12 protein-coding genes are annotated in these 12054 nt (G+C 42.7%); 9 read left to right on the plus strand and 3 right to left on the minus strand.

Annotation, left to right across the window (positions count from 1 at the left end):
- Positions 1–4 precede the first annotated feature (4 nt).
- The 9 genes from NE558_RS00685 (at position 5) to NE558_RS00725 (ending at position 8290) form a co-directional block, all read left to right on the plus strand.
- Positions 5–955: a nitronate monooxygenase gene (locus tag NE558_RS00685; protein ID WP_256147992.1), complete on the plus strand. Its 951-nt coding sequence runs from the start codon at positions 5–7 to the stop codon at positions 953–955.
- The gene (locus NE558_RS00690; protein WP_256147993.1) at positions 943–1872 is read left to right on the plus strand and encodes an ACP S-malonyltransferase; all 930 of its coding nucleotides are present in this window, start codon (positions 943–945) and stop codon (positions 1870–1872) included. Before NE558_RS00685 ends, NE558_RS00690 begins: the two co-directional genes overlap by 13 nt.
- A complete protein-coding gene (gene fabG, locus NE558_RS00695) occupies positions 1854–2588 on the plus strand; it encodes a 3-oxoacyl-[acyl-carrier-protein] reductase (protein ID WP_256147994.1) in 735 nt (244 codons plus the stop codon). The genes NE558_RS00690 and fabG overlap by 19 nt, the downstream gene beginning before the upstream one ends.
- Before the next feature lie 9 nt (positions 2589–2597).
- Positions 2598–3830, plus strand: coding sequence for a beta-ketoacyl-ACP synthase II (fabF, locus tag NE558_RS00700; RefSeq protein WP_256147995.1), 1233 nt, complete (start codon positions 2598–2600; stop codon positions 3828–3830).
- Between the two features lie 2 nt (positions 3831–3832).
- Positions 3833–4288, plus strand: coding sequence for an acetyl-CoA carboxylase biotin carboxyl carrier protein (accB, locus tag NE558_RS00705; protein WP_256147996.1), 456 nt, complete (start codon positions 3833–3835; stop codon positions 4286–4288).
- 1 nt (position 4289) lies between these two features.
- Positions 4290–4706, plus strand: a complete 417-nt coding sequence (gene fabZ / locus NE558_RS00710) for a 3-hydroxyacyl-ACP dehydratase FabZ (protein ID WP_256147997.1) — start codon at positions 4290–4292, stop codon at positions 4704–4706.
- Positions 4707–4710: 4 nt separating this feature from the next.
- Complete coding sequence (locus NE558_RS00715) at positions 4711–6033, plus strand: acetyl-CoA carboxylase biotin carboxylase subunit (RefSeq protein WP_256147998.1); 1323 nt, start codon at positions 4711–4713, stop codon at positions 6031–6033.
- A gap of 5 nt (positions 6034–6038) precedes the next feature.
- A complete protein-coding gene (gene accD / locus NE558_RS00720; RefSeq protein WP_256147999.1) occupies positions 6039–7736 on the plus strand; it encodes an acetyl-CoA carboxylase, carboxyltransferase subunit beta in 1698 nt (565 codons plus the stop codon).
- Between the two features lie 257 nt (positions 7737–7993).
- The gene (locus NE558_RS00725; protein WP_256148000.1) at positions 7994–8290 is read left to right on the plus strand and encodes a phage holin; all 297 of its coding nucleotides are present in this window, start codon (positions 7994–7996) and stop codon (positions 8288–8290) included.
- A gap of 118 nt (positions 8291–8408) precedes the next feature.
- Here the strand turns inward: NE558_RS00725 and NE558_RS00730 are convergent, their stop codons facing one another.
- The 3 genes from NE558_RS00730 to gpr all read right to left on the minus strand — a co-directional run bounded on the left by NE558_RS00730 (position 8409) and on the right by gpr (position 11874).
- A complete protein-coding gene (locus tag NE558_RS00730; RefSeq protein ID WP_256148001.1) occupies positions 8409–9989 on the minus strand; it encodes an NAD(P)H-dependent oxidoreductase in 1581 nt (526 codons plus the stop codon).
- Positions 9986–10549, minus strand: a complete 564-nt coding sequence (locus NE558_RS00735; RefSeq protein ID WP_256148002.1) for a PadR family transcriptional regulator — start codon at positions 10547–10549, stop codon at positions 9986–9988. The genes NE558_RS00730 and NE558_RS00735 overlap by 4 nt, the downstream gene beginning before the upstream one ends.
- A 311-nt stretch (positions 10550–10860) precedes the next feature.
- On the minus strand, positions 10861–11874 hold the full coding sequence (gene gpr, locus NE558_RS00740; protein WP_256148003.1) for a GPR endopeptidase: 1014 nt from the start codon (positions 11872–11874) through the stop codon (positions 10861–10863).
- Between the last annotated feature and the right edge of the window lie 180 nt (positions 11875–12054).

Here is a 12054-nt window from a genome sequence, read left to right on the forward strand (position 1 = left end):
CAGAATGATCCTTTCACCGATCTGTTCTATGTTGGGAATTGAATACCCCATTTTTCAGGGCGGCATGGCATGGATTGCCGATGGCAAGCTTGCGGCGGCGGTTTCAAACGGCGGCGGCTTAGGCATTATCTCTGCAATGAATGCCGGGGGCGATTATCTTCGTGAGCAAATTAAAATTGCACGAGGTTTAACTGATAAACCCTTTGGCGTAAATATTATGCTGATGAGCCCCCATGTGGAGGAGGTCGCAAAAATTGTTGTGGAAGAAAAGGTTCCTGTGGTAACAACGGGTGCTGGCATCCCCACAAAATTCATTCCTATGTGGAATGAGGCGGGAATTAAAGTAATTCCTGTTGCGGCATCTGTAGCGGCGGCAAAAATGATGGAAAAAGCTGGGGCAACGGCGGTCATTGCCGAAGGCGGCGAATCCGGCGGTCATATTGGTGACATGAGCACTATGCCTTTAATTCCTCAGGTTTGCGACGCTGTGAAAATTCCTGTATTGGCGGCAGGTGGCATTGGTGATGGCAGAGGAATTGCGGCGGCCTTTATGTTGGGAGCCGTTGGGGTACAAATGGGTACCAGATTCCTTTTGGCAGAGGAGTGTTCCGTTCATTCCAACTATAAGGAAATGGTTTTAAAGGCAAGCGATATTTCTACCACAACAACAGGTAGAAGATTTGGTGGAAATACCTGCCGTAGTTTGAAAAATAATTTCACAAGAGAATTCTTAAAAAAAGAGTATGCACCTGAAACTACACCTGAAATGGTGGCAGAATTGGGAGTGGGAGCTTTGAGAAAGGCGGCTGTGGAAGGTGACACCAAGGAAGGATGTTTCTTAGCGGGGCAGATTTCCGGTTTGGTGAAAAAAGAACAGCCTGCCGCAGAAATTTTAAAGGAAATTGCGACAGAAGCAGAGCTTTTGTTAAAAGGAGGCGCAAAATGGGTAAAATAGCATTTGTTTTCTCTGGTCAAGGCGCGCAGAAAGCGGGCATGGGCAAAAGCTTTTATGACGCAAAGGAAAGTATTCGAAACTTATTTGATGGGGCGGAGGAAATTCGCCCCAATACCTTGAATCAGTGCTTTTTTGGCACAGAGGAAGAACTGAAAAATACAGAAAACACGCAACCCTGCTTATATCTAACAGATTTAGCAGCGGCATTGGCATTGAAAGAAGAAGGCATTATTCCTGATGGTGTTGCTGGCTTTTCCTTAGGGGAAATTCCTGCATTGGCCTTTGCAGGGGCTTACACACCCTTAGATGGTTTTCGCCTAGCCTTTTACAGAGGAAAGGTTATGGCAAGGGAGGCAGAGAAGAATCCCGGCTCCATGCTTGCCATCATGAAGCTTGAAAACAGCAAAGTTGAGGAAATATGCAAAAGTTTTGAACAGGTTTATCCTGTAAATTATAATGGCCCCGGGCAATTGGTTGTTGCAGGGCTAAAAGATGAAATGGAAGGCTTTTCAAAGGCAGTGAGAGAAGCCGGCGGCAGGGGGTTGCCAATTAAAGTTGGTGGCGGTTTTCATTCCCCTTTCATGAAAGAAGCGGCAAAGGATTTTGCCCAGGTTCTAACAGAATATCAGATTCATAAGCCCCAAATCCCCGTATATTCCAATTATAGGGCAAAGCCTTACGAGGAAGATGTGCGGGCATGGATGGCACCCCAAATTGATCATGCTTTGCGTTGGCAAGAAAGCATAGAGCAAATGGCGGCAGATGGTTTCGATACCTTTATTGAAGTGGGCATAGGGGATACCCTTAAGAAATTAATTTCTCGTATCTTGCCTGATAGCAAGGTCTATGCAGTTTCTTCTATGGAGGAGTTACAAAAGCTGAAAGAGGAGGATTTGATATGCTCAAAGGAAAAGTAGCAGTGGTGACGGGTGGTTCCAGAGGAATTGGCGCCGCTATTTGCAAATTATACGCGACAAATGGAGCAGATATTGCTTTTTTATATGCAGGAAACACCCAAAAGGCTGAGGAAACCCAAAAGGAATTGGAAGCACTTGGGGTAAAGGCCAAAGGCTATCAATGTAATGTTGCTGATGCGGAGCAGGTTGCAGCAAAGGTGAAGGAAATTGTGGCTGATTTTGGTGGAATTCATATTTTGGTTAATAACGCAGGAATTACAAAGGACAGTTTGATTCCTATGATGAAGATTGAGAATTTTGACAGTGTGGTAGACACTAATTTAAAAGGCGCTTTTTACATGATTAAGCAGATATACCCGCTGTTTTTGAAACAAAAAAGCGGAAAAATTATTAATGTCAGCTCAGTATCCGGCTTAATGGGAAATGCAGGGCAGTCAAATTATTCTGCATCCAAGGCAGGCTTGATTGGTTTGACAAAATCTGTAGCAAAAGAATTGGCATCCCGTGGGGTTTGCTGCAATGCTATTGCACCGGGCTTTATTGCAACGGATATGACAGAGACATTTACTTCAAATGATGAGATTAAAAACGCGATTCCCATGAAACGCTTTGGGCAGGCGGAGGACGTGGCAAAATTGGCGCTATTCCTTGCCAGCGGTGCATCAGATTATATTACCGGCGAAGTAATCCGCATCGACGGCGGCATGGCAATGTAGGAGGTTTGTATGAGAAGAGTTGTTGTGACAGGTTTAGGGGCAGTAACCCCTATTGGAAATACAGTGGAAAGCTTTTGGCAAGGCTTAATGGAAGGCAAAAACGGGATTTCTTATATTACTCGTTTTGATACTTCAGACAGTAAATACCGCTTGGCGGCTGAATTAAAAGATTTTGATCCCACTTTATATATGGAGAAATTGGCGGCAAAAAAATTAGACCGCTTTTCAATTTATGCATTGGCAGCTACTGCCCAGGCTATGGAAGACAGTGGTTTAGAAGGCAAAGTGGAAAAAGAAGAATTGGATGTATACTTCGGTTCCGGAATTGGCGGTTTTGAGACTTTTTGTGAGAGTAGCACAACCTTGGCTGAAAAAGGAGCAAGAAAAGTATCTCCTTTATTTATCCCTAAAATGATTAGTAATATTGCGGCAGGAAATATTGCCATTCGTTATGGTGCGGAAGGTGCTTGTGTTTCTGTTACCACTGCTTGTGCAACAGGAACCACTGCAATTGGTGAGGGATATCGTGCTATTTTGCACGGCTATGCCACAGCGGCAATTTGTGGAGGTAGTGAAGCGGCAATTGTGCCTTTGGCGATTGCAGGGTTTGGCAGCTGTATGGCGTTAAGCCCTTCCGAAGATCCCCATGGAGCATCTCTGCCCTTTGATAGCAGAAGAGGCGGCTTTGTTATGGGCGAGGGCGCAGGAACTTTGATACTAGAGGATTATGAGCATGCAAAAGCAAGAGGTGCAAAGATTTATGCTGAGGTGGTAGGCTATGGTTCTACCTGTGATGCGCACCATGTGACAGCACCATCCCCTGAGGCAAAGGCAAGTGCAAAGGCAATTCGGGATGCGGCGAAAGGTCTGGAAGGCATCGGAACGGAAAAACTGTATTATAATGCCCATGGAACCGGAACACCTATGAATGATACTGTAGAAACCCATGCCATTCACAACGCTTTTGGCGAAGAAGCAGGGAAGCTTCATATCAGCTCCACTAAGTCCATGACAGGGCATATGCTGGGTGCCGCTGGTGCGGTGGAAGCCATTGCTGCCATTCTGGCAGTGAAAAACGGCATGGTTCCTCCTACCATTAACTTAAAGGAGCAGGATCCACAGTGTGATTTGAATTATACCCCCAATGTTGCAGTGAAAGCAGATTTGGAAGGTGCACTTTCCACTTCCTTGGGTTTTGGTGGACATAACGCCTGCGTGGCATTTAGAAAAATAGAGGAATGATGATGATGGAACTCAAAAAAATATCAGAATTGGCTAAAATATTAAAACAAAATCAACTGACAAAGCTGGACTTAACAGAGGGTGATGTTCGCCTGGTTTTAGAATCTGCCGGTGGCAAGGTAGTTTTGCAAGATATGCCTAAGGAATTTGAAATTTACCAGGAAGAGACAACAATAACCATGGAAGAAAAGCAGCTGGTAGAAGAATCTACATCGGCTTATGAACAGAAATCCCCGTTGGTTGGTACTGTTTATCTAGCAGCTCAAGCAGGTGCTGCGCCTTATGTGAAAGTTGGCGATAAGGTGAAGAAGGGTGATCCTGTTTGTATTGTGGAATCTATGAAGATGTTCAATACCATTGAAGCAGAAAAGGACGGCGAGGTTGTTGCAGTTCCTGTGGATAATGGTCAAATTGTAGAATACGGTCAGGTATTGGTTTGCATTCGTGAGGAGGCGTAACATGAATCAAGAAGAAATTAAAAAGATTCTGCCTCACAGAGATGCTATGCTTTTGATTGATGAGGTAGAACTTTCTGATGGTGTTGCTTATGGCAAAAAAGCCATTACAGGTGATGAATGGTTTTTGCAGGGACATTTTCCTGATAGACCTGTGGTACCCGGCGTCATTCTTTGCGAAATTTTGGGTCAGTCTGCCTGTGTGCTTCTATCCGAGGTAAATTCAGGGGCAACACCCTTTTTTACCAGCCTTGATAAGGTACGCTTTAAAAACAGTGTGCGTCCCGGCGATGTGATTGAAACACAGTGTAAACTGATTAAAAATAAAGGTGTGTTTTACTGGGCCGAAGGAAAAGGCTTTGTAAACGGAAAACCATGTGTAAGCGCAGAATTTTCGTTTGCATTAATAAAGGAGACTTGAGTATATGTTTACAAAAATTCTCGTGGCAAATCGTGGAGAAATTGCAGTGCGTATCATTCGTGCCTGCAAGGAAATGGGAATTGAGACAGTAGCGGTGTATTCCGAGGCAGACCGCAATTCTCTGCCTGTGGCTTTGGCAGATGAAAGAATTTGTATTGGTGGAAAAAGTGCCACGGAGAGCTACTTAAATCAAAAAAATATCATTAGTGCTGCTTTGGCCTGCAACGCGGGCGCCATTCATCCCGGTTATGGATTTCTTTCGGAAAATGCCGAGTTTGCCGCCCTTTGCGAAGCAAATGATATTGTTTTTATCGGACCCAAAAGCCAAGTAATGGAGAGCATGGGAGACAAAGATAATGCCCGCAGGCTAATGAAGGAAATTGGTGTGCCTGTTGTTCCCGGAACAGAAATTTTAAAGGATGTTTCGGAAGCAAAAGCTTTGGCAGAAGAAATTGGCTTTCCTTTATTGGTGAAGGCTACGGCCGGTGGTGGCGGTAAAGGGATAAGAGTGGTTAATTCCAGAGAAGAATTGGAAAATGCATTTCTCACCGCATCGGCAGAGGCAAAAAGTGCCTTTGGCAATGGAGAAGTTTTTTTGGAAAAATATTTAACCCATGTGCGCCATGTGGAAATGCAGATTTTAGCTGATACCTTCGGAAATATGGTATGCTTGGGAGAAAGAGATTGCTCTTTGCAGTTGAACAAGCAAAAGGTGTTGGAGGAAACCCCCAGCCCTGTCATGACACAGGAAATTCGTTCTAAAATGATGGAGGCGGCAATCAAAGCGGCAAAGGCTGCAAACTATACCAACGCAGGAACGGTGGAGTTTTTGTTGGCGCCCAATGGGGAGTTTTATTTCATTGAAATGAACACACGTTTACAGGTTGAGCATCCTATCACAGAGGAAATCAGTGGTGTTGATATTGTAAAATGGCAGATACGCATTGCCTGTCAAATCCCTTTGGATTTTAAGCAGGAGGATGTTCACTTAAAAGGGCATTCCATTGAATGCCGTATTAATGCAAGGTCTACTGGAAAAATTGATTTTCTTCATATTCCCGGTGGCGCAAGGGTACACTTTGATACTGCCTTAATTCAGGAATGTGAGGTTGTGCCTTTTTATGATTCCATGCTTGGTAAGCTGATTGTTTTTGCAAACAGCAGAGAGGATGCCATCCGTAAAATGGAGGCTGCCTTGTGTGAAATGATCATTCAAGGCGTTGAAACAAATATAGAAGATCAGTTAAAGCTGGTACGAAGCAAAACCTTTTGGCGGGGTGCATATGATACCCTGATTTTGCCTGAAATCTTAGCGGAAGGGAAGTGATTCATTTGCATGATATCGTGGGTTTATTCCGCAAATCGAAGAATAATTTAGAAGAAGGGGGCATTACCCCTGTTGTGGATGAAAGAATGCGCTGTCCCGTTTGTAAATCTTTTGATACCAAACGGAATGTTGCCAAGAATAAAATGGTGTGCCCTTCATGTGGTCATCACTTTCGCATTGGAGCAAGAACCAGAGTAAAGGCACTTTGCGATAAAGGCAGTTTTCAAGAGATTTTGACGGAGCTTATTACTGTTGATCCCCTTGATTTTCCCGGTTATGACGTGAAAATGGAAAGCGGTAAGATGGGTTCAGGTGAGGATGAGGCAGTTTTATGCGGCCGTGCTTCCTTCAAGGGTCAGCCTTGTGCATTATTTGTTATGGAGCCACAATTTATGATGGGGAGTATGGGCTCTGTTGTAGGGGAAAAGCTGGCAAGGCTGTTTGAGTATGCTGCGGCAGAGAAACTGCCTGTTGTTGGCTTTACTTGCTCCGGTGGTGCTAGAATGCAGGAAGGCATTCTCTCTTTGATGCAGATGGCAAAGGTAAGTGGAGCGGTGGATTATCACAGCAAGCGGGGTGGTTTATATATTACCGTTTTGACCGACCCTACCACAGGAGGGGTGACTGCCAGCTTTGCCATGCTTGGAGACATTATCCTTTCTGAGCCGAATGCAACCATTGGCTTTGCAGGACGCAGGGTTATTGAACAGACCACTAAGAAAAAATTGCCCGATGGTTTTCAAAAGGCGGAATTTTTGTTGGAGCATGGGTTTGTGGATGCCATTGTGCCTAGAACTGAGATGAGGAAAACAATTGCCACACTTCTCTATCAGCATGCAATGAAAGATCATAGCACCGCCTTGGAAAATGCTTCGTTTCACCAAGAGGCTGAAAAGTATTCATTCAATACGTTGTCGCCTTATGAAAGAGTGATGGCGGCAAGAGCCCAAGATCGTCCTACAGCGAGGGCTTACATTGAGCAGATGTTTACAGATAGAACAGAGCTTCACGGAGACAGAAAGTATGCTGATGACAATGCCATTGTAGGCGGCATTGGTATGTTGGGAGAAATGCCTGTTACCTTTATTGGTATTGAACGAGGCAGAAACCTGGAAGAACGCATTCAGTGCAATTTTGGCAGTCCTATGCCCGAGGGCTATCGCAAGGCATTGCGCTTAATGAAGCAGGCTGAGAAGTTTCAAAGACCCATTATTTGTTTGGTTGATACCGCAGGGGCCTTTTGCGGTGAGGAAGCAGAAGAACGGGGACAGGGGCAGGCTATCGCAGATAATTTGATGGAGATGATGGCTTTAACAACACCTGTGATTACCGTTGTTATCGGCGAAGGTGGTAGTGGCGGTGCTTTGGGGCTCTCTGTTGCCAATAAGCTGTATATGTTGGAAAATGCAGTGTTCTCTGTCATTTCTCCCGAAGGCTGTGCCAGCATTTTATGGGGAGCATCTTCCCCAGAAGCTTCGGCAGAGGCGGCAAAATGCCTTTGTATTACTGCCGAGGATATGAAACGCTTTGGCGTTGCTGAGCGTATTATATATGAAGATTTTGTATGTTTTGAAGAAATGTGCCATGAATTGAAAAGCACCCTTATGGGTGATTTGAAAGAGATTTATAAAGACTCTCCGAATATCAGTGAAAAAAGATATGAAAGATTTCGTAAACTTGGTAGCTGGAGGGAAAACAAATAAGACATGAAACCGCTTTTCTTTTTAGAAAGGCGGTTTTTTCATGGAGATAAGAACTGCTTTTTTCAATCCTATCCTACTCTATTTTAATTATTTGAAATACTACGACTTAAATGATTATATATTATTAAATAGACGATGTCCTTAAAAAGTACCACATTACGGTACCTTTACCATATTCATTGACTTGTTTCTGTATAAGGGAATTGGTGATAAAATATTTAAAATTATAATGAATTAAGAAAAGAGAGATGTGGAAAATGAAGATAAACTGGAAGGTACGTTTTAAAAATCCCTATTTTTGGATTGGTTTGTTTGGGGTAATTATGTCAACCATAGGAGCAAAACCGGAGGATTTTACCAGTTGGGCTTTGGTTTTGGAAGAAATAAAGAATGTATTAGGCAATCCATTTTTATTGTTTAGTGTAATTTTGGCTGTGATTGGGGTAGTAACTGACCCAACAACAAAAGGTGTTTGCGATAGCAGGCAGGCGCTCAGTTATTCGAAACCTAGGGATGATACTACAAACCAGTCTGATACAAATAATAAGGTGTAAGATGCAGTCTTCTGAAAAATAGAACCCCCTAACCTTTGAGCTAGGAGGTTGAAATTTATAAATATACATTTAATTTGGTCAGGTATAACAGGATTGTTGACAATTTAGATTCTTATTATTATCCTCTTGCGTACTTTGCCGGATACCACCGCTGGAACCATGCTGTAAAAATTCCCATGAGGGCAGGAAGGATATTATTGATTATACCAATATATGGAGAGAGCGGAGTATTCATCAAGAAATAGGCCCAGACAGCTGAGTGAAGAAAAACTACACCCCATGCGGCAGTTAATATGCGGTTTGTTCTGATGAAGAGGGGATTGGAAAAGGCACTTTCTTCCCCATAATTGGTGGCACTATAATAGGCTGTAAGTGGAATTTTGGTGAGGGAACCAATCAGCCACAACAATCCAAACAATAAGTAGCTGGCAGAGACGATAAATCTTACATTTAAGCCTAATAAGCCTGCCAGTGATATTCCTATAGCCATAGGAATGCTGATTTGTTCAAAAATAACAGGCTTGTATTTCAGCCAGAATATTGGAATCAATGCTCCAATGAAAACAGCTATGCTACTGCCGATTATGGAATGTATTGGCATACCTGCCCAGATAACAATCCATGGTGCTAGGAGAAGCAACATATTGGTTTTGCTAGGCAAAGCTGTTTGTTCTTTGGGGACAGAAATGCCAAACAAATCATCCCATTTTAGCATAAGACTAAAATCTCCATGGACTTGATAAAGTCTTTGAAACAGTGCATCTTGCCCTGAAATCTCATTACGAGAGATGGCCTGCCAGAGGGAGAAAGGTGTTTCGATTTTTGTGGTATATGGCTGAAATCCATGGGTGATGACTTCGGAGCCTTGCTTGGATAACAATATTTGATAGGTTTTATCAATATCCGTATAATGAAACTCCAAAACCCGTTCTTTCCCATCGGGTTTATACAAGGCGGCCATCTGAGTTGTAAAGGAAAGACTTTCATCTGGATGAATTTCAGCATTCTCACCTTTTACAATTCCCCAAGAGGCATCTGCCATTTTTTCAAATACATCTTGTGGAAAAAGTGGTTTTGCCAGTGCTGATTGTGTTTGTAAATGGATGCTTCCTGTGGCATACTCCCTTCCAGCACGGCGTACTATTTCCAAATAGTCGTCTGTTTGACGTTTTAGCTCAGGGATATGAAACAATTCTCCTTGTCCGCAAAGGATGGTTGCATAGTTGTTTTCTCCCAGAAAATGGTCAAACATGGAAAGAACAGAATCATAATTATGTTCAGTTGTCCAAAAACCGCAGGTTGAAATAATAAGATACTTTTGATGGGACAAATCATAGCGTTGGGGATGTGCTCCGCTTTTACTATCCTTTGCCATAAATGGTAGATTCATAGGAAGCTGTCGGTCGATAAGATTTTTAAGTCCACCGGGTATGCTAAAATAATATAACGGAAAAGACCAAATAATCACATCGGCGGCAATGATTTTGGGAAGAATTTGTTCCATATCATCGGAGACAACACATTTTCCCGGTGTTTTATTCCAACATGCAAAACAACCAAGACAGCTTTTAATATGGGCTTTTGCCACATCAATAATCTCTGCATCTGCCCAGCTGGCTCCATCTAAAAAAGCATGGGTGAGGCACATGGTATTGCTTTGCTCTATTTTTGGTGAACCATTTAAAACAAGAACGTTCATTTCTGTGCCTCCTTTTCCAAAATTGCAATGGCTTTATCTGCCCAATGCAGTCCGGCTTCATAGTAGGACTCTCCGTAAAGCAGTGTGATTTCCCAGTACATTGATTTTCTTTCATCGCAAACCATTTCTCCATATTGGGAGATTGCAAGGTGAGCCTCTTCCAAGCCTTGCATAGCCTCTAAGCAATGTTGCCGGTATTTATCAAGCAATTCTAATGACTGTTGGGTGGTGGTTTCTCCGGCAAAGAATATGCGCATCAAAAAAGCGCTTTTCACCCGCATGGCATCGGCAATATGGGTTTCCCCTAGAGATAACCAGTTTGCGAGTTCCTTTTTTCCCCTTTCGGTAATGGAATATACCCGCTTGTTTGGCTTTTCGCTTTGAATGATACGTTGGCTGCTCAGCCAACCGTTCGTTTCCATAGCATCCAGTTCCCGATAAATTTGGCTGGTTTTTGCTTGCCAGAAAAAAGAGAGGGAAGCCTTAAATGCCTTATCCAGTTCATATCCCGTCATAGAGGAATAATTGAGAAGTCCCAGCAGACCATGTTTTAACGACACAATAACACTCCTTTTGTTATATATTCAATAAGTTGAATATATAACAAAAGGAGTGAGTTGTCAAGAAATGATTTCTTTTGGTTTTTCTACTGCAATTTTTTTCATATACTAAATCTTTCATTGAGAAAGGTATATTTGTAATTATAAATTAGGAAGAAAAAAATCATGGTGTATGAAATTGGTGAATGGGAGAAGACATTCATTGTACTTTGTTCAAAGAAAATAGCCGCAGTAACAAGACTGCGGCAAAAAATGAAATAAATAAATTTGAGTGTTTCAGCGGTGCTTTTAAAGTTTGTTTATGTCTTGCATCAGCTATATTTACTGATATCCTCCATGGTAATGCCAGGGTGAAGGGCTATATTAATACCATTTGCAATGATATTAGAAAGTCTGTCAATAACTGCATCCACCTCTTTAGGTGTCACAAACATATTTTCTGTATAAGGATCCAGAATTTCAGTAATCATGGTATACTTTTCTTCTTCCTCCAAATCTTGCAGCATGCGGTAGAAGTCTGTGCCTTTTTTTGTTTGTTGAATCATGCTGGCTAGAATACGATCCATTGTATCGTTTACCAAAGTAGCGGCATCCACAACTGTGGGCACACCAATGGCAATTACAGGGATACCCAAGGTTTCTTGACTTAACATCATTCGTTTATTACCCACGCCGGCACCGGGCGCAACACCTGTGTCAGACATTTGTATGGTTGCATTGATACGGCTGGAACGTCTTGCGGCAAGGGCATCAATGGCAATTAGAAGGGTGGGCTTTACTTTTTCCACCAAACCCTTTATAATTTCTCCTGTTTCGATGCCGGTAAGCCCCATCACACCTGGGCTGATTGCCGCCACGGGACGTACCGTTCCTTCAATTTCCACAGGGAGGGCACCCTGCAAATGACGCGTAACCAAGATACGGGAAATAACCTTTGGCCCTAAGGCATCTGGAGTAATGTTCCAGTTGCCAAGTCCGGCAACTAGGATACAGTCATCGTCCTTGGTTTTTGCCAGCTTACGCAGCTGATCAGCCAAAAGCTTGATTATTTCTTCATGGCAATCAACGGCATTTTCTTTTAATTTTTGAGATTCAATGGTAATATATTCACCTTTGGGTTTCCCCATTGCTTTACTGCCTGCGTCATTTATAATACTTACCCTGGTTAAAGTATAGCAATCCCCTTCTTGGGTTTCCACTTTAACGCCGTTGGGTTCGTCTTCTTTTTTTTCTTGAGACTCCTGAATTAGCTCTCTTGCCTCTATGGCTAAGTCAGTTCTGATTTGAAATGTATTTTTTTCATCCACTTCCTTCAAATTTCCCACCGTCCTTCCTGCTTTTTGCCTTATTTTTTCCCTCCATTTGAAATATATTCATTGACTTATTTTCATTCATCGGGTAGAATATATGGTGTTGAATTAACCAAGGGATTTGAGACATAAAATATCCCAAGCCGTGTCGTAGGAGATGAAGCTCCTTAAAGGTGGTTAATATTGTAGTAATAA

Source organism: Anaerotignum propionicum (genome assembly GCF_024461735.1).
GTDB lineage: Bacteria > Bacillota > Clostridia > Lachnospirales > Anaerotignaceae > Chakrabartyella.